General features: G+C 71.5%; 25 protein-coding genes and 2 pseudogenes. 8 read left to right on the forward strand and 19 right to left on the reverse strand.

The features are described from left to right. Positions 1-5: 5 nt before the first annotated feature. The 4 genes from KSED_RS01195 to KSED_RS01210 form a co-directional block, all read right to left on the reverse strand. A complete protein-coding gene (locus KSED_RS01195) occupies positions 6-431 on the reverse strand; it encodes a ChaB family protein (protein ID WP_012801749.1) in 426 nt (141 codons plus the stop codon). Between the two features lie 72 nt (positions 432-503). Next, entirely contained in the window at positions 504-1,412 is a 909-nt protein-coding gene (locus KSED_RS01200; RefSeq protein ID WP_012801750.1) for a ferredoxin family protein, read from the reverse strand. Continuing rightward, on the reverse strand, positions 1,409-2,653 hold the full coding sequence (locus KSED_RS01205; protein WP_012801751.1) for a cupin domain-containing protein: 1,245 nt from the start codon (positions 2,651-2,653) through the stop codon (positions 1,409-1,411). The genes KSED_RS01200 and KSED_RS01205 overlap by 4 nt, the downstream gene beginning before the upstream one ends. Then, the gene (locus KSED_RS01210) at positions 2,650-2,964 is read right to left on the reverse strand and encodes a hypothetical protein (protein ID WP_169307763.1); all 315 of its coding nucleotides are present in this window, start codon (positions 2,962-2,964) and stop codon (positions 2,650-2,652) included. The genes KSED_RS01205 and KSED_RS01210 overlap by 4 nt, the downstream gene beginning before the upstream one ends. A gap of 450 nt (positions 2,965-3,414) precedes the next feature. On the opposite strand from KSED_RS01210, the gene dnaB reads away from it, so the two are divergent. Continuing rightward, a complete protein-coding gene (dnaB, locus tag KSED_RS01215) occupies positions 3,415-4,737 on the forward strand; it encodes a replicative DNA helicase (RefSeq protein ID WP_049758591.1) in 1,323 nt (440 codons plus the stop codon). 34 nt (positions 4,738-4,771) lie between these two features. On the opposite strand, the gene KSED_RS01220 is transcribed toward dnaB, so the two are convergent. Further along, positions 4,772-5,584: a spermidine synthase gene (locus KSED_RS01220; protein WP_012801754.1), complete on the reverse strand. Its 813-nt coding sequence runs from the start codon at positions 5,582-5,584 to the stop codon at positions 4,772-4,774. Positions 5,585-5,645: 61 nt separating this feature from the next. Here KSED_RS01220 and KSED_RS14810 point away from each other — a divergent pair, with 61 nt between their 5' ends. Both KSED_RS14810 and KSED_RS01230 read left to right on the forward strand, forming a co-directional pair. Continuing rightward, positions 5,646-5,894, forward strand: a complete 249-nt coding sequence (locus KSED_RS14810; protein WP_041290823.1) for a type II toxin-antitoxin system VapB family antitoxin — start codon at positions 5,646-5,648, stop codon at positions 5,892-5,894. Then, complete coding sequence (locus tag KSED_RS01230; protein WP_012801756.1) at positions 5,891-6,283, forward strand: type II toxin-antitoxin system VapC family toxin; 393 nt, start codon at positions 5,891-5,893, stop codon at positions 6,281-6,283. Before KSED_RS14810 ends, KSED_RS01230 begins: the two co-directional genes overlap by 4 nt. Positions 6,284-6,287: 4 nt before the next feature. Here the strand turns inward: KSED_RS01230 and KSED_RS01235 are convergent, their stop codons facing one another. From KSED_RS01235 to KSED_RS15515, 6 genes are all read right to left on the reverse strand, one after another. Next, the gene (locus tag KSED_RS01235) at positions 6,288-7,058 is read right to left on the reverse strand and encodes an HNH endonuclease family protein (RefSeq protein ID WP_012801757.1); all 771 of its coding nucleotides are present in this window, start codon (positions 7,056-7,058) and stop codon (positions 6,288-6,290) included. A 118-nt stretch (positions 7,059-7,176) separates the two neighbouring features. Next, positions 7,177-7,836: a maleylpyruvate isomerase family mycothiol-dependent enzyme gene (locus tag KSED_RS01240; RefSeq protein ID WP_012801758.1), complete on the reverse strand. Its 660-nt coding sequence runs from the start codon at positions 7,834-7,836 to the stop codon at positions 7,177-7,179. 49 nt (positions 7,837-7,885) lie between these two features. Next, on the reverse strand, positions 7,886-8,227 hold the full coding sequence (locus KSED_RS01245) for a DUF2200 domain-containing protein (protein ID WP_012801759.1): 342 nt from the start codon (positions 8,225-8,227) through the stop codon (positions 7,886-7,888). A 35-nt stretch (positions 8,228-8,262) separates the two neighbouring features. Continuing rightward, the gene (locus KSED_RS13980; RefSeq protein ID WP_237699549.1) at positions 8,263-8,892 is read right to left on the reverse strand and encodes an HNH endonuclease; all 630 of its coding nucleotides are present in this window, start codon (positions 8,890-8,892) and stop codon (positions 8,263-8,265) included. A 28-nt stretch (positions 8,893-8,920) separates the two neighbouring features. Beyond that, positions 8,921-9,583, reverse strand: a complete 663-nt coding sequence (gene lplB / locus KSED_RS13285; protein WP_012801761.1) for a lipoate-protein ligase small subunit — start codon at positions 9,581-9,583, stop codon at positions 8,921-8,923. A gap of 43 nt (positions 9,584-9,626) precedes the next feature. Next, the gene (locus tag KSED_RS15515) at positions 9,627-9,749 is read right to left on the reverse strand and encodes an Ltp family lipoprotein (protein WP_115306804.1); all 123 of its coding nucleotides are present in this window, start codon (positions 9,747-9,749) and stop codon (positions 9,627-9,629) included. Between the two features lie 94 nt (positions 9,750-9,843). Here KSED_RS15515 and KSED_RS13985 point away from each other — a divergent pair. After that, positions 9,844-10,239, forward strand: a pseudogene (locus tag KSED_RS13985) (transposase family protein); the annotation flags it as partial. A 93-nt stretch (positions 10,240-10,332) separates the two neighbouring features. Here KSED_RS13985 and KSED_RS15720 read toward each other — a convergent pair. The 6 genes and pseudogenes from KSED_RS15720 to KSED_RS01285 all read right to left on the reverse strand — a co-directional run. Beyond that, positions 10,333-10,683 (reverse strand): annotated as a pseudogene (locus KSED_RS15720) (hypothetical protein); the annotation flags it as partial. Beyond that, a complete protein-coding gene (locus KSED_RS13290) occupies positions 10,680-11,828 on the reverse strand; it encodes an aminotransferase-like domain-containing protein (RefSeq protein ID WP_012801762.1) in 1,149 nt (382 codons plus the stop codon). The pseudogene KSED_RS15720 and the gene KSED_RS13290, both read right to left, overlap by 4 nt. A 43-nt stretch (positions 11,829-11,871) precedes the next feature. Continuing rightward, positions 11,872-13,233 carry a GDSL-type esterase/lipase family protein gene (locus tag KSED_RS01265; protein WP_012801763.1) on the reverse strand — a complete coding sequence of 454 codons (1,362 nt, stop codon included), beginning with the start codon at positions 13,231-13,233 and terminating at the stop codon, positions 11,872-11,874. Beyond that, entirely contained in the window at positions 13,220-13,870 is a 651-nt protein-coding gene (locus KSED_RS01270) for a carbamoyltransferase C-terminal domain-containing protein (protein ID WP_049758276.1), read from the reverse strand. Before KSED_RS01270 ends, KSED_RS01265 begins: the two co-directional genes overlap by 14 nt. Positions 13,871-14,261: 391 nt before the next feature. Beyond that, entirely contained in the window at positions 14,262-14,738 is a 477-nt protein-coding gene (locus KSED_RS01280) for a glutathione peroxidase (protein WP_012801764.1), read from the reverse strand. A 150-nt stretch (positions 14,739-14,888) separates the two neighbouring features. After that, the gene (locus KSED_RS01285; RefSeq protein ID WP_012801765.1) at positions 14,889-15,848 is read right to left on the reverse strand and encodes a DMT family transporter; all 960 of its coding nucleotides are present in this window, start codon (positions 15,846-15,848) and stop codon (positions 14,889-14,891) included. Between the two features lie 332 nt (positions 15,849-16,180). Here KSED_RS01285 and KSED_RS13295 point away from each other — a divergent pair, with 332 nt between their 5' ends. From KSED_RS13295 to KSED_RS01300, 3 genes are all read left to right on the forward strand, one after another. Continuing rightward, on the forward strand, positions 16,181-17,374 hold the full coding sequence (locus tag KSED_RS13295) for a neutral zinc metallopeptidase (RefSeq protein WP_012801766.1): 1,194 nt from the start codon (positions 16,181-16,183) through the stop codon (positions 17,372-17,374). A gap of 66 nt (positions 17,375-17,440) precedes the next feature. Further along, the gene (locus tag KSED_RS01295; RefSeq protein ID WP_012801767.1) at positions 17,441-17,872 is read left to right on the forward strand and encodes a VOC family protein; all 432 of its coding nucleotides are present in this window, start codon (positions 17,441-17,443) and stop codon (positions 17,870-17,872) included. Beyond that, positions 17,872-18,684 carry an NAD-dependent epimerase/dehydratase family protein gene (locus KSED_RS01300; RefSeq protein ID WP_012801768.1) on the forward strand — a complete coding sequence of 271 codons (813 nt, stop codon included), beginning with the start codon at positions 17,872-17,874 and terminating at the stop codon, positions 18,682-18,684. The genes KSED_RS01295 and KSED_RS01300 overlap by 1 nt, the downstream gene beginning before the upstream one ends. Before the next feature lie 71 nt (positions 18,685-18,755). Here the strand turns inward: KSED_RS01300 and KSED_RS01305 are convergent, their stop codons facing one another. Further along, complete coding sequence (locus KSED_RS01305) at positions 18,756-19,298, reverse strand: YbaK/EbsC family protein (RefSeq protein WP_012801769.1); 543 nt, start codon at positions 19,296-19,298, stop codon at positions 18,756-18,758. A gap of 105 nt (positions 19,299-19,403) precedes the next feature. On the opposite strand from KSED_RS01305, the gene KSED_RS01310 reads away from it, so the two are divergent. Then, entirely contained in the window at positions 19,404-19,901 is a 498-nt protein-coding gene (locus KSED_RS01310) for an SRPBCC domain-containing protein (protein WP_012801770.1), read from the forward strand. 46 nt (positions 19,902-19,947) lie between these two features. Here KSED_RS01310 and KSED_RS01315 read toward each other — a convergent pair whose 3' ends face one another. Then, entirely contained in the window at positions 19,948-21,075 is a 1,128-nt protein-coding gene (locus KSED_RS01315; RefSeq protein WP_012801771.1) for a serine hydrolase domain-containing protein, read from the reverse strand. Between the last annotated feature and the right edge of the window lie 31 nt (positions 21,076-21,106).

The raw sequence follows: 21,106 nt of genomic DNA on the forward strand, positions 1-21,106 counted from the left end.
GGGACTCAGTCCTCGCGGGCCTTGCGGGTCTCGCGCTCGCTGGCCTTCTGCAGTGCCTCGACCAGCTCGTCCTTGGTCATGTTGGACCGGCCCTCGACGTCCAGCTCCTGGGCCAGCTCGTAGAGGTGCTCCTTGGAGGCGTTGGCGTCCACACCGCCGGCGGTGTCGCCCTGCGGGTCCGGGCCGCCCTCCTCGGAGGCCTCGTCCGAGGGGCCGTTCTCGGGCTTGGGCTCCCAGTGGTCGCCGACCTTCTCGTGGGTCTGCTTCACCGCGGCCCAGGCCGTCCGGGCGGCGCGGGACTCGTCGTCGTACTGCTCCACCGCGGAGTCGTAGGCCTTGGCGAAGGTGTCCTGGGCCTTCTGGTCAGAGCGCTCCAAGGTGTCGGGGATCTCGCTGTCCTTCGCGTGGTCGTCCTTGCCGGTCTTCGGCATCGTGTCCTCCTGGCTCTCGTGGGTGACGGGTCGGGACGGGTGGCTCGGGCCTGACCGGCGCCGTGGGTGTCCTCAGCCGGCGCGAACGTCCTTGACCACCGGCAGGCGCATCGGGGCAGGACCGGCAGCGCGACAGGTCAGCTGGTGCGGTTCGGTGGTCACGGTGTGGCCGGTGACCTGCACGGGCTCACCACGCACCACCAGATCCACCTGCCAGGCCCCCTCGCTGCCGGACTGGCCGGTCATGACCACCTCGCCCCACCCCATCGGGCCGAGTTCCCGCATCGATGCGGCGACGGCCGCCTGGGCGGGCGGGGTCAGCCCGCAGCGGCCCCGCAGGCGGGTGGGGTCCACGGCGCCGGCGAGGTGGGCGCGCAGGTCGGCGGTGGCCGATGCGGGGTCGCTACCGCCGTAGATCGCCCCGTCGGGCAACAGCACCACGTTGGCGGCGAACCGGTCGCCACCGGTGTGGGTGCACTCCCACACCGCCTCGGGCCACTCCTCGGCTAGCGCAGCGGCCACCGGCCGGCCGCGGACCGCGCAGCACACGTCCTTCAGCCCGTGCGTGCAGACCATGACGATGCCGGGTTCGCCGGCCTGCGGCACGGTCGCCTCCGCATCGGGCCAGGTGTTGAACGACTCCACGGCCCGCACCAGGTCACCGTCGCTGTGCGCGGTCCCCCAGAGCAGGGGGCGCGGGCGGTCGGTATCCACCAGGCAGAACCGGCGCGTGGGGTGGCCGGGCTCGGGGCGTGCCCCCGGGCGGCGGATCAGCATCAGGCGTGCGCCGGCGGATTCCAGGCGGGATCGGAGCTCCTCCTTGGCGCGGTCGTAGCAGTCGAGGCCCTCCCAGGCGCTACGGCCCCAGTCACCGTTCTGCTCCACCAGGAACCAGCGTCGGGCCGGCGGGGCGGTGCCCACCATCGTGTCGCCGCGCTCGCGTGCGCCGTCGGAGCAGCGGAAGGCGGGGGAGGGGCTCACGGCTGCACCTCCACCAGGCCCCGGCGCACGAGGTCCTGCACCACAGTCAGCGGGGCGGGGAGCGCGTCGAGGCGGCGCGGGCCGTCCTGCAGCGCGGTCACCACCGCGCGGGCGTCCTCGTCCAGGTCGAACCAGCCCAGTCGGGTGTGCAGACGGTCGGGACGGGCGGGGTCGTCACCGAGCTCCAGCCCACCGCGCAGGGCGACGGTGCTGGCCGTGCCGAGACCCTCGGCAGCTGCCAGCTGGGCCAGTGGGGGCGCGGGGTCCGGGCGCCGGGTGACGCGCACCTGCGGGCGGAAGTACCGGGCGAGCTCCTCCGCATCGAGGGAGTCGATCGCCTCATGCAGGGCGCCGCGCAGCTGCTCCAGCGTGGGGCCGACGACGGCGGCGTCGTCGGGGCGGGCCCCCAGCGGCAGGTTCGCCCGCACGGTGGGCTGGTCGCGCAGGCGGGAGCGCACCGCATCGAGCACGGCGCCGGTCACGTGGTCGGGCGTCCAGGTGTGCACGCCGATGGTCAGGTGCGCGCTGATCTCGCCCTGGGCGGCCGCGGCGTGGATCGTGCCGCGCGGCAGGTAGAGCACGTCGCCCGGTGCCAGCACCGCATCGATGAGGGGAGCGTCCTGCGCCGCGCGGTGGGCCACCGCCTCGCGGACGGTGTCCCACGGCTGGTCGCGCAGCGGGTGGGCGACCACGGGCTCGTGGAGGGTCCAGTGCTTGGTGCCGTGGACCTGCAGGACGAACACGTCGTGCACGTCGTAGTGGGCGGAGAAGCCCTGGTTCTGCGGCGGGGTGATGTAGGCATTCACCTGAACCGGGTGGCCCAACTCGTCACCGAGCTCGCGGGCGAACTCGGCGATGGGCGGCCAGGTGCGGTGCAGGCCCTGCAGGACGATGGTGGCGCCGCCGGCGAAGAGGGAGCGCACGCGGTCCTCGTCCACCTGGTCGCTGGCACCGGCGCCCGTGCCGCCACCGCGGGTGAAGCGGTTCTCGGGCAGGGTGGTGCCGTCCTGGGCCATGCGGATGAAGGGCGTGCGCAGGCCGCGGTGGGTGAGGAGATCGTCCACCGCATCGAGGGAGAAGAGGTCGGTGAAGGTGTCCCCGGCGCGGTCGGTGGCCGGGACGTGCCGGGGGGTGGTGCCCCAGGACCGCTCGGCGAAGTCGGCCGGGGCTGCAGCGAGCAGGCGGCCGAGTGTCGAGCGGTCCTGGGAGGCCGGGGCGGACCCGGCGGGTGGGGTGGTCACTCAGACCGCGCCGCCGTCGGCCGGGCCGTGGGCGCCACCGTCGGCACCGCCGTCCGCGCCCGCGTCACCGGCGCCGCCGTCTGCGCCACCGTCACCGCCGGGGCCGGCGCCACCGTCTGCGCCGCCGTCGCCGGCAGCACCGTCGCCGGCCGCGCCGCCGTCGCCAGCGGCACCGTCTGCACCGCCATCACCAGCGGCACCGTCGCCGGCAGCACCGTCTGCACCGCCGTCACCAGCGGCACCGTCGCCGGCAGCACCGTCTGCGCCACCGTCGCCAGCGGCACCGTCGCCGGCAGCACCGTCTGCGCCACCGTCGCCAGCGGCCAGAGTCGGGTCGAATTCGTCGTTCTTCGGGGCGTCCGTCATGGTTCCTCCTTCTCGACGGCCCCGCGTCTCGGGGCCAGGCGCCCAGTCTGGTGCAGGGCACCGACAGCTTCAACAGCGGGACGGCCCTCGAGGGCCACGAGTTTTCGTGCACAGCGTTCCGTGGGCGTCTGCGCAGGTCGCAGAAGGGTTCTCAGCCCCAAGGCGCCGGTGGTCCACGCGCTTCCCCACAGGCTCGTCCACAGCCTGTGGGGAGACGCACACCGGTCATCCACAGGCGTACCCACAAGTTCGTCCACAGGCCGTCTTGTCCCTGTCGATGGTGGGGCTTACCTTGTGTGCGCGCCCGCAGGACGGGGGTCTGTCGAGGGTGCGAACGAGGGAGATGGCCAGTGAGCGACCACGAGTACGAACCGCCGCCGGACGACGGCCCGGGCATGGACCGCATGCCCCCGCAGGACGTCGATGCCGAGCGCTCCGTCCTGGGCGGCATGCTGCTGAGCAAGGACGCGATCGCCGACGTGCTCGAGCTCGTGCGGGGGGTGGACTACTACCGGCCGGCCCACGAGCTCATCCACGACGCGATCCTGGACCTGTTCGGCCGCGGGGAGCCGGCGGACGCCATCACGGTGGCCGACGAGCTGACCAAGCGCGGCAACCTGCAGCGGGCCGGCGGGCAGGCCTACCTGCACCAGCTGATGCAGGCCGTGCCCACCGCCGCGAACGCCGGGTACTACGCCGAGATCGTGGCCGAGCGGGCCATCCTGCGCCGCCTCGTGGAGGCGGGCACCCGCATCGTGCAGATGGGCTACGGCCAGGGTGGGGGCGAGGTCGAGGACGTCGTCAACGCCGCCCAGGCCGAGGTGTATGCGGTCTCCGACAAGCGGGGCGCCGAGGACTACCAGGTCATCGGCGAGATCTTCGACGCGACGGTCGACGAGATCGAGCACGCCTCGGGCAGTGCCGGCGAGATGATCGGTGTGCCCACCGGGTTCGCGGACCTCGATGCGCTGACCAACGGCCTGCACGGTGGGCAGATGATCGTGCTCGCGGCGCGACCGGCCATGGGAAAGAGCACCATGGGGTTGGACATCTGCCGGTCGGCGAGCATCCAGCACGGGCTCACCTCGGCGATCTTCTCCCTCGAGATGAGCAAGACCGAGATCGTCATGCGCATGCTCTCGGCCGAGGCGTCCATCCAGTTGCAGAAGCTGCGCAAGGGTGAGGTGGACGAGCACGACTGGGCGAAGATCGCCGAGACCCAGGGGCGGTTGAGTGTGGCGCCGCTGTTCATCGACGACAGCCCGAACCTGTCGCTGATGGAGATCCGGGCCAAGGCGCGGCGGCTCAAGCAGCAGCACAACCTGCGGCTGGTGGTGATCGACTACCTGCAGCTGATGACCTCGGGCAAGAAGGTGGAGAGCCGACAGCAGGAGGTCTCGGAGTTCTCCCGTGCGCTGAAGCTGCTGGCCAAGGAGCTCGAGGTGCCGGTGATCGCCATCTCGCAGCTGAACCGTGGGCCGGAGCAGCGCACGGACAAGAAACCGCAGATGAGCGATCTGAGAGAAAGTGGATCAATCGAGCAGGATGCGGACATGGTCATCCTTTTGCATCGCGAAGAGGCATACGAAAAGGAATCACCTCGAGCGGGCGAGGCGGACTTCATCGTCGCCAAGCATCGAAATGGCCCGACGGACACCATCACGGTGGCCTTCCAGGGTCACTTCAGCCGGTTCAAGGACATGGCGCAGGGGTTCTGAGTCCCGTCGGTCCACGCCAGCCCGGGGGCGGGCCTCAGCACTGTTCGATGCGGTCGGCCAGTGCCGCCGCGCCGGCCGGGTCGAGCACTGCGCCCGGGTGCGGCCCCGCGGCGGCCAACGCGGCCTGCGCTGTCCGCAGGCCCGACCCCACGGCAAGTACCGCGTTGCCGAGCGCCAGGTGGTCGAGCATGCCCGCATCGGCCAGCACCCAGCAGCCGTCGTGCCCCTCGGTGGTAGCGGCCTCCTTCAGCGAACGGACCTGTCCGGCAAAGAACTCCAGCCCGTCGTCGTCCCCCACGTTGACCAGCAGCACACCCTGTTCGGTGAGCAGGTCCAGCAGTTCGAGGTGGAAGTCCGGGCCGGCCAGGTGGTCGGTCTCGGGGGTGTTGCTCGGCACGTCCAGCACCACCACGTCGAAGCGCTCGCCAGCCAGCTCGGCCACGGCCTCCCGGGCGTCGCCCACCACGACCTCCAGGTCCGTCCCCGCCGGAAGCGGCAGCGTGGTGGTCACGAAGTCGACCAGCTCACGGTCGATGTCCACCACCACCTGGGCCGATGCGGGTCGCGTCGCCTGCACGTAGCGCACCAGGGTCAGGGCCCCGGCGCCCAGGTGCAGGACCGCCAGCGGGGCGCCCGCGGGCGTCACCTCATCGATGACAGTGGCGATGCGGCGCAGGTACTCGTACCGGACGTGCGTGGGGTCGGCCAGGTCGACGTGGGACTGCACGTGCCCGCCGATGAACAGCTCGTGGCCGCCCAACTCGTCCGCCTCGATGCGGGCCTGCTGTCCGCTGGTGCCCAGCTGGATGGTGCGGGTGGGCGGGGGTGCGGCGGGGTCGGCGGGCATGGGGCCAGTCTGGTGCACGTCCCGGTGGTACCGGGGTACCGGGAGGAGGTGCCATGCTTGCATGGCACTCACGATCAAGAACGACAGGGTGTGCGACCTGGCCCGCGAGGCGGCGCAGCGCTCGGGACAGTCCCAGGTGTCCGTCATCGAGCAGGCGTTGGAGCGATACCTGGCCGACCATGCCGAGCCCGTGGGGCGGCGCGTGGACGAGGTGCTCGCCCGCATCGACGCCAGCCTTGCCCCGGGGGATGCTGCCGCGATGCGCGTCGAGCTCGATCGCCTCTACGACGAACGGGGGCTCCCCGCGTGATCGTCGACTCCTCGGCCCTCGTGGCCATCCTGTTGGCAGAGCCGGAGCGCCAGGCCCTCCTCGAGGCCATCCAGCAGGCCCCGGAGGCCGCGATGACCGCGGCCTCCTACCTCGAGGTGGGCATGGTGGTGGACGGGCGGGGAAACCCGGTCCTCTCTCGCCAGTACGACGCCCTGTTGGAGGCCCTCGGTATCGAGGTGGTGGACACCACGGCCGAGCAGGCCCGTGTCGCCCGGGCGGCGCACCGGGACTTCGGCCGGGGGAGTGGGCACCCGGCGCGCCTGAACTTCGGGGACTGCCTCAGCTACGCCGCCGCCGTCCAGGATGGGGTCCCCTTGTTGTTCACGGGTGACGACTTCATCCACACGGACGTCACGCCTGCCCGCTGAGCGGTCAGGCCTTCGTCACCCGCAGGGTCACGTTGGGGCACTTCGCTGCATACCGGGTCAGGGCCGCCTTCTCGGTGGCGTCCACCTTCAGGTTCCAGCGGATCTTCACGGCCACCCACTCGTTGATGTAGCGGCACTTGTTGACGCGCGGTATCCACGCCTCGGGTCCGCGGGCACCCTTGGACTGGTTCACCGCGCAGCTCTGGGCGCTCAGCGTGCGGGCGTCGCCGAGGTCGTTGTAGAAGCGCACACGCTTGGCCTTGGTCCAGTGGCGCGCGCCCGACCCCCAGGCCTCCGCCACCGGCACCAGGTGGTCGATCTGCACGGTGGTGGCCGAGCTGTGGACCCGGTTGTCGAGGCTGGTCACCCAGCGGTCGGACTTGACCGTGCAGCGGCGCTTGGTCGACGTATAGGTGGCCGTGCGGCGGGTCTCGCTGAGCAGCACCTCCGCGCGCGTGTTCTGGCAGTCGCGGTGGGCGTCGATCCAGGTGCCGAACTGGCGGTCGCGGCTGTACCCGGAGTTGTTCTCCCTGGCCACGGGCAGGCGTCGGATGGCGGTGCGCAGCGGGGCGCTGTACCGCGCGCCGGCCACGGTGGCCATGTCCGGGTTGATGCCCGACGTGATGGGGGTGGCCTCCAGGGGCGCGGTGCTGAGCGTGGCGGTCCCGACGGTGGTGGCGCCGAGCGTGGCGGGCGCCTTCGTCACATGGGCTGCGCTGGTGGGGGCCTCGGCGGGAACCGGGACGGCCGAGGTGGTGACGGGCGAGTGCGCCATCACCAGGACGGTGAGGCCGGTGGCTGCGCGCGTCAGGGTGCGGTTCGCCGAGGGGCCGGATGCAGACCGGGGTGCGGGGGACGGGGCAGGGGCGTCGTGTTGTCCCGCGGGTGTGAGCTCACACCGCCACGGGAAAGGCCGCGGGACGCTCGATGCCATCGGGCCAGGGGCGACGCCCCATCCCCGCGAGGACGGCGAGGTCATCCGGCATCGATGCGGGGAGCGGGCACCCCGCCAGGGCCTCCAGTGTGCGGCGGGCCCAGACTGCGCCGACCGGGGCGGGGTGGGTGCCCAGGTCCAGGTCCCACTGGTGGATGGCGAGCTCGACCACCCAGCTGCCGACGAAGTCCCCGGCCGCCAACACCTTGCTTTGGAAGGGGACCGGGTGGTTTCGCTGGCTGGTGACGGCTGCGAGAGCGCGCTCGGCCGCCTCGGTCAGGCGCTCCACGGCACCGGCGGGGCGGGCGCTCGCCGAGGCGGTGCGGCGCAGCCACATGATGCCGGGGACGGGGTCCTCGTCCTCGGCGCGGGCGAAGCTGCCCCAGTAGCTGGCTGCGTCGTGGTCCGGGGCGGTGTCGGTGGTGGTGCAGGCGGCGGCGGCCATCTCGTCGAGGCCGATGCGGAGGTGCTCCACCAGTTCCAGTCGGGACCACCCGGCGCACAGGGAGGGGGTCAACAGGTCGAGTTCGTACAGGCTGTGCACCGCATCGAGGAGCTGACGCGTCTGGGCTGCGAACAGGTCACGTGCCTCGGGGAGGGGGAAGCTGAGGGGGTCCACCCCATCGAGGCTACAGGTGGTGGGGGACGCCCGTCGGTGCTCGCGGACCTCAGGCGCGCAGGATCTTCTCCATCGGGCGCCCCTTGGCCAGCTCGTCGACCAGCTTGTCGAGATAGCGGATCTTCTGCATCAGCGGGTCCTCCACCTCCTGCACCTTCACCCCGCAGATGCTGCCGGTGATCAGGGAGGCGTTGGGGTTCAGCTCGGCGGCCGCGAAGAAGTCCTCGAAGCTCGTCCGGTCCTCCAGGTGCTTGGCCAGTTGGGCCTCGTCGAAGCCGGTGAGCCACTCGATCACCTGGTGCAGCTCGTCGACCGTGCGGTCCTTCTTCTCGACCTTGGTGACGTAGTGCGGGTACACCTCGGCGACGGGCATGGCGAAGATCTTGTGCATGGGGCCGACGGTACTCGCGGGCGGGTGGGTGCAGTTCAGAAGTCCCGGTAGTCCAGGGGATCGCTGGTGTAGCGCTTGCCGGCCAGACTGGTCCACCGGAGGCTGCCGCCCGCATCACCCGTCACCTCCCACTGGCGTTTGGTCTTGCGGGTATGACCGCGGCGGGAGAGCGCCTGCAGGTTGTCGGCCGTGGTGGTGCCGCCCACATCGAAGGGGACGATGTGGTCGAGTTCGCACCGCTCCGCCTCGGTGGCACCGAAGCTCCCGCAACCGGGATCCCTGGCCACCCCGTCGCGCGCCCTGACGAACCGCGCGAGGCTGGCGGTGGGGCGGTAGGTGAAGGGGGACACGCTCACTGCGTGCCCGGACAGCGGGTCTGCGACGAGGCGTTGCCACACCGAACCCTCCCGGATGGCGATCTTCCGCACGTGGTCGGGATCCAGGTAGCCGAACCCCGGCATCCAGCCCAAGGCGCTGCCGCGGCCGGTCGGCGGACTTCCCGGCTCATCCGGCGGGCTTCCGTTGCTGGCCGGCGGGCGTCCCATCTCCGCCGGCGGGCTTCCCGTCTGCTCAGGCGGACTCCCGCTGCTGCCCGGCGGGCCGCCCGACGGCGGGTCGGTCGGGCCTCGGGCGTCCTCGACCAGCACGTCCAGCCCGACGACCACGGTGCAGTGGGCGGGAGGAAGGACAGGGTCACCCACAGTGGGGTAGGGGAAGTAGTCGCTGGAGACCGCGCCGCAGCTCGTGCACACCGGCGGTGCCTGGGGCGTCGCGGGGGCCGCCGGTTCGGCGCTCTCGCCGGCTGCATCGGCACCGCCAGGCACCACGACCTGTCCAGGCACCACGACCTGGCCCGGCGCCCTCCCGGAGGGCAGCTGACCGACCAGCAGCAGGTCGAGGTGCAGGTCGCTCCGCAGTTGGCTCAGGCTCCGCTCGTCCCCGGCGGCCTTGGCCGGCCTCGCCGCGGGCGACCTTGCGTGCGAGCACCTCGTCGAGGGCCACGTGCATGCGCGGGTCCATGCTCACCGGGCCGATGAGGTCGAAGTGGTGGTCCTCCCAGCTGGAGGCCTTGCCCAGGGCCCGCCGCACGGCGATGCCCACGGCCTCCGGGGAGAAGCCGATGAGGGAGACGTCGTCACTGAGTCGCTGGCGGATGGCGGTGGCGATGTCGTCCACCGAGCTGTCGACACCGAGACCCAGCAGGGCGCCGTTGATGTCCTCCAGCGCCTCGTCCGGTTCGAGGAAGAAGTCGCCGGAGACGAACGCCTCGGTGATGCGGTCTCCCGTGCCCCCGCCCTGGGTCTCGATCTCGACGGCGACCAGCTTGCCGCCCGGCACCTTGTATTCACCACGCATGCGGTGAGCCTATGCCCGTGGGCAGGTACCGGGCAGCGGGCCCTTACAGGCCAGCCTGGGTGGCCCCGTGGGCGGCCTGCTTCTGGGTGAAGCCGTCGTGGACCAGCTGTTGGATGAGGGCGGAGCGCGAGAAGGCCGAGACGTCGAGATAACTGGCTCTTCGCAGATGAGGGTGTAGTGCGGGCTGGCTGAACTGGTCGGGGACGGGCCGAGGCCCCCAGGATGGAAGTTCTCACACTGCCCATCCGGAAGACCTCGACGTGCCTGACGCTACCTTCGATGCTCCTGATCTGACGACCTTCGCGCGCCTGGACGAGCTCGGTCTCGTCGTGGCTGGGCAGCGCCTGGAACCCGACCGGGCGGTGCTCGAGTGTCGTGTGGTCGCCCGCGATGACGACGCGTTCTGCCGCAGGTGCGGCGCCGAAGGCGTGCCACGGGGGACGGTGACCCGACGCCTGGCGCACGAGCCGTTCGGGTGGCGGCCGACGACTCTGCTGGTCCGGGTGCGTCGCTACCGCTGCGCGACCTGCCTGCGGGTGTGGCGTCAGGACACGTCGACCGCGGCGGAGCCGCGGGCGAAACTCTCCAGGGCGGCGGTGCGCTGGGCCCTGACCAGCCTGGTCATTCAGCACCTCAAAGTCCGCCACCGAGCGGAGCACGGCCTCAGGCGAGTGGCTCATGTCTTTGTACATCGAGATGGGTTTATCCATGAGGACATGCAGCCCGCGGCTCGCCGCCCAGCGCGCATAGGGCACGTGCGCAAGCGGTTCGGTCGAGATCACGACCGCCTCAATGCGCTCGGACGCCACCAGCGCGTCGAGGCGTGCCTGCAACTCCTCGGGCATCCGCGCGTCCGAGAAGGGCGTCGTGAACACAAACTGCGGCGTGGGGAAGTACTCCTCGACCTTCGCGATGGTCTGCTGGCGGGTGCTCTCAAGCTCGACCACCCCCGCGAGCACGGCGCCGGCGCCGCGCAGCGCGGGGAGGTAGATGCGTCGCGCGTGCGGCCCGCAGCCGACGAGCAGCACCCGGGCCGGACCCCGTTGTGCGATCTCCAGAGCGGGCACGTTGTCCGTGGCAGTCAAAGTCTCAGTCGTCATCGGGTCACACCTCGCAGATCGTCGAATGCTTGCAGGAGCCGACGTACGCCGGTCTCCAGCTCCGATCGCGGCTGGTTACCGACCCCGAGCCGTAGGGAACTTGAGTAGTGCCCCGTGCCCGTGGGGTCGAAGTCGGTGCCAGGGGTGAAGCTCGTACCACGCCGCGCGGCGAGCTCGGCGAGAAGCAGGACGTCGACCGCGGGGTCACGGAAGGTGAGCCAGAGGAATAGTCCACCTGCCGGCGGGTCGAGCTCGACGGCAGCGCCCAGGTCGGAGTCCGCCACGAGCCGCGCGACGTAACGGGTCCGCTCGGCGTACAGCGCGGCCGCCCGGGTCACGGCGCCGTCGTAGCGGCCGGGTGTGGACAGGAGATGCGCAACCGCCGCCTGCGTGACACCGCTGCCGTGCTGGTCCTCCACCCCGCGCACCGCCGTGACCCGCTCGACGAGCCACTCGGGTCCGTGGACCCAGCCGATACGCAGCCCCGGCCCGAGGGTCTTGGAGAACGAGCCGAGCTCAACCCAGTGGTCCGATCCCGCCACCGCCTCGGGACGGGTGGGGTCCGGGGCGAGGTCGCGGTAGGCGCAGTCGGCGACGACGACGAACCCGTATCGGACCGCGAGTCGGTGCAGCTCGGTGAGGACCTCGCCGGTGGCCGAGACCCCGGTGGGGTTGTGGAAGTACGGGACGACGTACACACACGTGGGGACCTCGCCGGCGCGCAACTGCCGGGAGAGCGCGTCCAGGTCGATGCCCTCTGCGCAGGTCGGCACCACGGCCGTGCGCGCCCCGGCGGCCCGAAATACCCCTGCGGCCAGGGGGTAGGTGGGGGTCTCGGCGGTCACGAGGTCCCCCGGGGCCACCAGGGAACGCGTCACCAGGTGCAGCCCATGCAGCCCCCCGTTCGTGACGCTGACCCGGCCCGTCCTCGTCCGCTCCCGAAGCGCCAGCGCCTCGCGCAGCTCGGGCCGTCCGGCGGGGGTGCCGTATTGCAGCTCGTCGGTCGGGAGGGATCCCCGAGCAAGGGCCTGCGCGAAGGAGTCCTGGAGGGCGGCGACCGGTAGGGCCTCGGCGGCCGGCAGGCCGCCGTGCAGCGGCGCACCCCCGTCCCCGGGCAGCGGTATGGGGCTGAACCCCGAGGACACCGCGACGGCGGCGGGGGGGGGTAGGGCCCGTGGACTGTCCTCATCACGGCGTCCACGTCTGCGTGCGGTGCCGGTACCACGCCCTCGCGTCGTGCTGGTCGAGCGTCGGTGCCGTGAGCAGACCCTCGAAGAACCCACCCTGCGCGAGGTCCCAGTCGCGCAGAACTTGTAGCACGAGCTCGTCCCCGAGGTCGCTGAGGTGGACGCCGTCGCCCCACAGGTCGTCTGCCTCAGCGAGCCGCCCGCCCGACGCGGCGAGAGCCCGCCGGAAGGGCCCGGCGAGGTCGATGTAGGGGGCCGAGTGCCGGGCCGCGATCGCGCGGGCTGCTTCGCCGTACTCCACGAGCTGCGCGTTCATCTCCCCGCTGGGGTCCAAGGAGGGGCCGAAGGGCGTCTCCCCGATGACGACGCAGCGGTGCGACACGCTCTCGAGGCTCTCCAGGATCTCCTCAAGGTTCTCGCGGTATTCCTCCAGCCCCACCGCGTCCTGCAAGCGGCCCTGGAATCCCCGCCAAACGTCGTTGACGCCGCAGCCGACGAAGGTCACGTCCAGGTGGGGGTCACGCCCGGCCAGATCGCGCGCCACCGCGACGAGGTCCCGGGACGTCGCGCCACCGACGCTGGCGTTGACCGTGCTCCATCGCACGTCTGGGTACGCGGCGGCCAGCCCGGTGACGAGCCGTTCGGGGTACCCGCGGTTGCGCCGCGACTCCACCGTCACGCTCTCGCCTACTGCCGGCAGGTTCCACTGCTGGAACATCCGCGGCGCGTAGGCCTCGTAATGCTCCATGATGCTCGTCCCGACGAAGCCGACGCGCACCTGCGCCGAGTCGAGACCCAGTACGACGTCGGCCTCGAACCGGCTCTTTACCCGTGCCGGGACCCCAACCGCCACCGAGTTCGGGGGCAGCGAGCGGGACACCACCGCGTTGGCGCCGACGATGGTGTTGGCCCCGACGCGCACGCCGGCGACGAGCGACACCTTGTTGGAGATGATGGCCCCGGGGTCGATGACGACCGGTGCGGCGTCGAACCCGCTGTCCCACGGGGTGAGTGCGCCGGTCCGCAGGTTCTCGGGCCGTCGTTCGCGGTGGTTGTGGTCGTGGATATCGACCATGTTGGAGATGCCACAGCCTTCGCCGACCAGCACGCCGCACATGACGTACATGAAGACGTTCTCGCCGATGGTGACGTGGTCGCCGATGACGCACACAGCATCGGGGCCGACCTCCACGGTGGTCCCCCGCCGGACAGCGACGCCCCGGCCGAGCACGAGCATGCCCCGCTCGTGGACCTCGATCGTGACGCCCTCCTCGAACGTGCACCCCTCACCGACGACGATTCGGTCGCCGAATCTGGACCGCAGCTGCTCGGCGACGTCCTGGCTTTGATCACTTCCGGACAAGGCAACCTCCGATGGCGAGGACGTCCAAGGGGGTGGAGAAAAAGGTGCGGATGGCGTCGAGCGGGGAGGACACGATCGGCTCAGCCTCGTTGTTGAAACTCGTATTGAGTAGGCCCCCGGCGCCGGTGTGCTCCTTGAACACCCCGAGCACCCGCGCGTACGGGGTGTCGGCGTCGTCGTCAACGAACTGGGGGCGCATCGTGCCGTCGACGTGCACGACACCCGGCACCTCGGTGCGAGCCTGCTCCGAGGCTAGGTAGGCGACGATCATGAAGTCAGCATCCCACGGCCGGTCCACGAACCGTTCAGCCTCCGAGGACAGCATGCTCGGGGCGAAGGGCCGCCAAGTCTCACGCCTCTTGACGTCGCGGTTCACGTGGTCACGCAGGTCCACCGAGCGAGGGTCCGCGAGGATGCTGCGCCCGCCCAGCGCGCGCGGCCCGCCCTCGGTTGGGCCCTGGAACCAGCCGACGACCTCGCCGGCGGCGAGATGGGCCGCGGTCACCTCGGCGACCTCGTTCCCGAGCGGCTCGTAGGCGATGCCGCAGCGGTCCAGTGTGCTCGCGACAATGTCGTCGTCGAATTTGGGACCCCAGGCGGTCGAGCGAATCCGCTCGCCGACGGCCGTCTCGAACACCTACGTGGCTCCGCTCTCGGCTTCCGCAACCTGACCCACTACATCGCCCGATCGCTCCTCGAAGCAGGCGGCTTCAGACCACAACTACACCCTCAACTGCGATGAGCCAGATAACTCCTCGCCTGCGCTGCCGCGTTCTCCTGCTCCGCTGTGAGGGACCCCGGAGCCGCCGGCGGCTGGGGCGCGGTCGTGCTGGGCGACGGCTTGGCAGTGGGTGAGGGCTTGGCCGGCTTCGCCGTGGTCGGCTCGGGCTCGGCGGGTGCCGAGGCACTGCCCGTCGTCAGCTTCGGGGCCGGCGCAGGCGGTTCCTGCGTGGTCGAGGCGGCCGGTGCGCTCGTGGTCGGCGCCGCGCTGGTGGCGGCCGGGAAGGGCGCCGAGGCGGGGAGCGCCCTCAGGCGCCCAGCGCCCGCTCGATGTCCTCGGTCAGCTCGGCCGGCTCCGTCCGCGGCCCGATGCGGGTGACCGTCCGCCCGTCGCGCCCCACCAAGAACTTGCCGAAGTTCCACGCGATGTCGGAGGTGTCGCCCGAGGCCTCCTTCAGCCATGCGAACAACGGGTGCTGCCCCTCGCCGTTCACGTCGATCTTGCTGAACATCGGAAAGGTCACCCCGTAGTTCTTCTGGCAGAACGCAGCCACCTCCTCGTCGCTGCCGGGCTCCTGGGCGCCGAACTGGTTGCACGGGAAGCCGAGCACCACCAGGCCCCGGTCGGCGTACTGCTGGTGCAACTGCTCCAGGCCCTCGTACTGCGGCGTCAGGCCGCACTCGCTGGCAGTGTTGACCACCAGCACGACCTGTCCGGCGTACTCGCCGAGGTCCTGCTGGGTGCCGTCGATGGTCGTGGCGTTGAAGTCCTTGAGGGTACTCATGGCCCCAGTCTGCCGTGGTCGCGGGCGCGCGTCAGGCGGCGGCGGTCCAGCCGGCGGGGAGTTTCACCACCATGTCGCCAAGAAGTAGGTGAGTTCCCGCTGAGGGGGAGTTCCACCACTCCTCGCGGCTCCGGGTGGTGGTCGCGCTGCTCAGCCCGGCCTCGTCGTCGCCGCCCCCGGCCGGATCCGCCGCTGCACGTTGGTCAGCACCACGCCGGTGATCACCAGCACGCCCCCGACCGCCTCGGGCACCGTGATCCGCCCACCGCTGAGCACCGTGAAGGCCGCCACGTACACGGTCACCAGGTTCATGAACACCCCGGCACTGCTGGCGGGGATCACCTCCAGTGCCCGGTTCCACAACAGGTACGACAGCACTGAGGGGAAGACCGCGATGAACAGCAACGCCCACAGCGACCCGGAGCTCGGCGGGAGCGTCGGTCCCCCCATCGCGAAGGTCACCGGTGCCATGACCACCACCGCGACCACCGCCTGCAGCGCGGTCGAGCTCACCGGCGGCAGCGTCGGGGACATGCGCCCAGCGATGGTGTACGCCGTCCACACGCACACGGCAGACACCATGAACAGCTCTCCGGTTCCCACGCCGGTCCTGAAGACGGCCGCGATGTCGCCGCCACTGATCACCACGAGCACCCCCACCAGCGCCAGCGCCACGCCCACGACCTTGCGCGCGGTCATACGGTCACCGAGTAGGAGCACCGCCATCAGCACGATGAGGGCCGGGTTGAACGCGTTGATGAGCGAGGCGTTGAAGGGCGGGGTGTACTCCAGTGCGACGTACAGCAGCCACGTGTAGGCGATCATCCCCAACGCACTGAGCCCCACGATCCACGGCCACTGCCGCAGCAGCGCGCGCCAGTCGGGACGCTCCAACCACTGGGCCAGCGCGAGCAGCGGCACCACCGCGATCACCCAGCGCAGCCAGACCAGACTCACCGGGTCGATCGTTTCCACCGCCGCCGCACCCACCACGTAGTTGCCCGCCCAGAAGAGCGTCGCCCCCATCAGGGAGAGGACGGCCACGGTGAGGGCGCGCCCTCCCGGAGCGCCCGAGGTGGTCGATGGGGGAGCGGTCGCCTGGGTGGTCATGGCCTCATCGTCTCCGACCGCTTCGTCGGGGCGGCGGAGGGTCAGAGGGCCGTCAGGGGTCGACGAGGGGGACGCGCCCGATCGGCGCTGCTGCTGCGCCGGCCACCCGCCGCGTCCTGCCTCCATGCACGGCGACCTGACCGACAAGTTCGACATGACTGCGGGTGCAACGTCGGCGTCGGGTCGGCCGGCGAACCGCAGGGCTGAGTCGTCCCAGGTAACGATTCCGTATGAAGTCCCCGGGCCTGGTTGTGTCGAAGATCACATCCGTGGTGGCCTCAAGGGACCGGCCCACGCACGGGTGGGCCCCCCTGAAAGGAACACACACACATATGCGCTCCACGTGGATGACCACCGCCCTCGGCCTCTCCCTGGCCATGGGCATGACGGGTACGGCCGTGACGGCCGCGCCCCTCGACGCCACCGCCCCGGCCCCTGCTGCGGCGACCGCGGAGAACGGCCCGAGCGAGGCCCGCAAGCAGGCGATCCTCGAGCGCCTCCAGGAGCTGGTGCCGGCCCAGACGCCGAAGGCCGACGCCCTCGCCGAGCGCCTCCACATCGACACCGATGCCCGCGCCGCCGCCCTCCAGCGGGCCATCGACGGATCCCAGTACGAGTGCGGGCCCACCGAGCTCAACGTCTGGGTGGACGCCCAGCTGGCCGACTGGGAGCTCTTCGACATCCTGATCCTGCAGCTCACCGGGGCCCTGGACTGGCCGATGTACGAGGCCCTGCTCTTCCAGCCCGACGGCCCCCAGACCTTCGGTGAGGACGGGGAGCGCACCCACGAGATGACCAAGACCTTCGGCAAGCTCCAGAAGTTCTGGGACACCGAGGGCTCCGACATCCAGCTGGGTGCCATGCACGGTGACGTGCTCATGGACGACGCCCGCATCGTGCCCTTCCTGACCGTCCTCTATGGGGTGTCCGAGGCGGATGCCCAGGAGATGGCCGACTTGGTGCAGGAGCTCCTCGCCGACCCCAAGTTCGAGGGCGGTGACCACCCGATCTTCACGCTGAACGCGTTCGCCTACTCCGATGCCCCGTCGCCGGAGGAGGAGCAGCTCGGTCTGCCGGACAAGATCATCATGGGCGACGGCATCATCGAGGCGATGGAGGGTCTCGGCCTGGGCGACGTCGGCCCCCGCGGGATCCTGGCCCACGAGTACGGCCACCACGTGCAGTACGAGCTGGGCCTCTTCGACGACCACGCCCGCGACGCCGAGGCCACCCGCGAGACCGAGCTCGAGGCCGACGCGATGGCCGGTTACTACCTGAGCCACCCTCGCGGTGAGCGCCTGCGTCAGCAGCGGGTGGTGGACTTCATCGAGTCCTTCGGCGAGGTGGGGGACTGCTCGTTCACCTCGGACGGGCACCACGGCACGCCCAACCAGCGTGAGGCCTCGGCCCGCTGGGCGGACGAGCTGGCCAACGCCAAGGGCAAGAAGGGCCACATCCACCCGGCCCAGTTCGTGAGCGACACCTTCCGGGCGGTGCTGCCGGAGATCCTGGCGCCCGACGCCTGATCCACGCCCGCACCCCGACGGGGATTCCCACTGGTACCCGGTGGGGATCCCCGTCATCATGTGGGCATGACCTGTTTCGTCTCCCACACGTCCGTCGACTGCCGCAACGCCTACGAGCTCTCCGAGTTCTGGCGTGAGCTCCTGGCCTACGAGATGGACGTCGACGATCCCAACGAGCCCGGCCACGAGGAGTGCGCCATCCACGACCCGCAGTCCGGGCACGTGATCCTGTTCCTCGAGGTCCCCGACGCCAAGGCGGTCAAGAACCGCATCCACTTCGACCTGCGGCCGCGCGATGGGGTGACGCGCGACGAGGAGGTCCAGCGCGTCCTCACGCTGGGGGCCACCCAGGTGGAGGACTGCCGCGGCATCCACGGGACCGGCACCGGCTGGGTGGTGCTCGCCGACCCGGAGGGCAACGAGTTCTGCATCCTGCGCTCGCCGCACGAGGTGGAGGCGGGAGGGGCCGAGCAGGCCGATGCGGGGCAGGGCGCCTGATGCGGGTGCTCGTCACCGGGGCAGCGGGGAAGGTCGGGCGGGTGGTCGTCCACGGGCTGCTCGACCTGGGTCACGAGGTGGTCGGCCTGGACCGCGCCGACGCACCGGCTGACCTGCCCGCAGCCGTCGCCTGGCACACGGTCGACTGCGCCGACCCGGTCGCCGTGGACGACGTGTTCTCCGCCGAGCGACTCGATGCGGTGGTGCACCTGGCCGCCCACCCGGTGGAGGCGGACCTGCCGACCATCCTCACCTCGCACCTGCACACCGCGGCCGCCGTGCTCGAGGCGATGGTCGCCCATGACGTGCGCCGCATCGTGTACGCCTCGTCGAACCACGCGGTGGGCCGCACTCCCCGGACCGACCTGCTGGGCGTGGACACCCCCCCGCGCCCGGACACCTTCTACGGCGTCGGCAAGGTGGCCGGCGAGGCCCTGCTCAGCCTGTACGTCGACCGGTACGGGGTCGAGGCGGTGGCCTGCCGCATCGGCAGCATGCTGCCCGAGCCCACGTCCGTGCGCGCGCTGTCGACCTGGCTCTCCCCGGCCGATGCGGTGCGCATGGTGCAGGCGGGCCTCACCGCCCCGGACCCCGGCTTCGCGGTGCTCTACGGCGTGAGTGCGAACACGCGTGGTTGGTGGGACCTGGCGCCCGGGCAGGCCCTGGGCTACGCGCCGCAGGACGATGCGGAGGCGTACGCCGACCGCATCGAGGCCCGCCCGCATGACGCGGCGGAGGGGCGCCACGTGGGCGGTCCCTTCGCGATGGACCAGAGCAACCGACCCGCCTTCGGGGACGCCCCCGAGGACTGAGGGCCCTGGCGGCCTGGGGGCCTGGGGGCCGACCCTCCGGTCTGGCCTCGCTGCTGGCTTGGGCGGCCGACTCAGGCAGCGGGGATCGTCAGGTCGAGCACCTCGGCGCCGGACAGGGCCGCGAGCTCGGCACCGGAGGCCAGCAGCTTCGACCCGCGGACACCGCCCCCGATGACGACCCACTCGGCCGTGGCCACCGCCTGGTCCACCAGCACCGGCCACTCGCCCGGCAACCCGATGGGGGTGATCCCGCCGGAGGTCATGCCGGTGGCCTCCTCGGTGGAGGGCTGGTCGGCGAACGAGACCTTGCGGACCCCCAGGTGCTTGCGGACGGTCTTGTTCACGTCGGCCCGGTCGGTGGCCAGCACGAGCACCGCCGCACGGGTGGTCTGCTCCCCGCGGCGCCCCTCGACGACCACGCAGTTGGCCGAGGCCTCGGGCAGGACGTCGTAGGTCTCGCAGAAGGCCGCGGTGTCGGCCAGCCCTGGGTCGATCTCGCACACCTGCGCCGTCGGCAGGGCGCCGGCGCCGAACGCGTCCGCCACCGGCGGTGCCACCAGGTCGAGGTGCTCGCCGAGCGGCTTCCAGTCAAGGGTTCCCTGTGCAGTCGCCATGACCCCACGGTAAGCAACCGGCGCGGGGGTGGACACCACGGCCGCCGAGGAGTTGGCTGGAGGAGCTTCCCGCCGGGAAGGCCAGCAGGTCCACCAGGAGGACACATGATCACCGGACGGCACGAGCAGATCGACGGCACCGACCACCTCGTGCTGCGGCGCGGCATCGAGGCCCCCGTCGAGGAGGTGTGGGCAGCGTTCACCGAGTCCGACCGGCTGGGGCTGTGGTTCGCCACGTGGGCGGGCGACCCCGCATCGGGACAGGTGGAGGTGACCTGGGCCTTCGAGGAGGACATGCCCACCGAGCCCTACGTCATCGAGGAGTGCGACCCGCCCCACCACCTGCGGGCGCGCAACGTCCACGAGGACCCCACGCAGGTGTGGACCATCGACGTCGCGTTGACCGAGGCCGAGCCGGGGACCGCGCTGACCTTCAGCCAGCCCCTGAGCAATCGCGAGATGGTGCGGGACGTCGGGCCGGGGTGGGAGTACTACCTGGACCGCCTGCAGGAGTCGATCGAGACGGGCCACCCGTCCACCATCGCGTGGGGCGGGTACGCGGGCCTCACCCCGGAGTACGTCCGCGAGTTCGACCTGGCCTGATGCGGGCGCGGCGCCGCGGTGCCCGGGCGGCGGGGCACCCGGGAACTCAGCTGCGGGCGAGATCGTTGAACGCGCTGAACAGGGGCATCGTGCGCTCGCCCATCTCCACCTGGGTGAGCAGGAGGCCGATGGTGCCGTCGGGGTCGACGAAGAAGTCCGTCCCGAGGCCGCCGGACCAGCCGTAGCGCCCGGCGTGGTGCCCCTCGAGCACCACGGCGCCGCCCCAGCCCCACCCGGTGCCGCTCCAGAACCCCGGGAAGAAGCTCTCCGGCGTCTTGGCCACGGCAGGGGTCTGGTCACGCAGCATCCCGGCCACCAGGGACGGGTCCAGGAAGGGCTGGCCGTCCACGTGGCCGCCGTCGGCCAGCATCCGCGCGAGCCGCAGGTAGTCCGCGGCGGTGGAGACCAGCTCCCCGTGGGCCGTGTCGTAGGGGGCGGGCCCCACGTGGAAGCCACCCCCGGCCGGTTCGAGCTCCACGAGCTCCTCACCCCGCCAGGTGGCCGCAGCCGGCAACCGGTGGGCCTGGTCCGGGCCCACGCGCTCGCCGGTGTCCACCATGCCCAGCGGGCCCAGCACCTCGCGCTCCAGCAGCGCCTGGCGCGCCACCCCGGCCACCCGCTGCAGCAGGATCCCCAGCACTGCGAACGAGTGGTGGTAACGGAAGCCCTCGCCGGGGTGGTGGGCCAGGGGCAGCGTCGCGAGGCGGGACAGCCAGGCGTCGGCGCCGGGGGAGATGGGCTCGGGCCCGGCGGCCATGCCGGCCTGCTCGTACCCCCGGGCCAGCGGGGTGTCGGCCATCTCCATGCCGTAGCCGGAGCCGTTCGTCAGCAGGTGCCGCACGGTGATCGGGCGACGGGTGGGCTCCACCTCATCGAGGGCGGCGGTGGGCGTGCGCAGCACCGTGCGGTCGGCCAGCTCCGGCAGCCAGCGTTGGACCGGGTCGTCCAGGCCCAGCCGGCCGGACTGCACCATGCGCAGGGTCGCGACCGTGAGCACCGGCTTGGTCATGGACATGATGCGGAAGATCGCGTCCTCGGGCATCGGCGCACCACCGTGGGCCATCGCCCCCTGGGCCGCGATGCGGACGTCCCCGCCGCGGGCGACCAGCGTGACCGCGCCGGGGATCGTGCTGGCGTCGATCACCTGCTGCACGCGCTCGGTCAGCGCGCTCATGCGGCGCCGCCGGACGGCACGGCCTCGGCGA

Source organism: Kytococcus sedentarius DSM 20547, assembly GCF_000023925.1.
Classification (GTDB): Bacteria; Actinomycetota; Actinomycetes; order Actinomycetales; family Dermatophilaceae; genus Kytococcus; species Kytococcus sedentarius.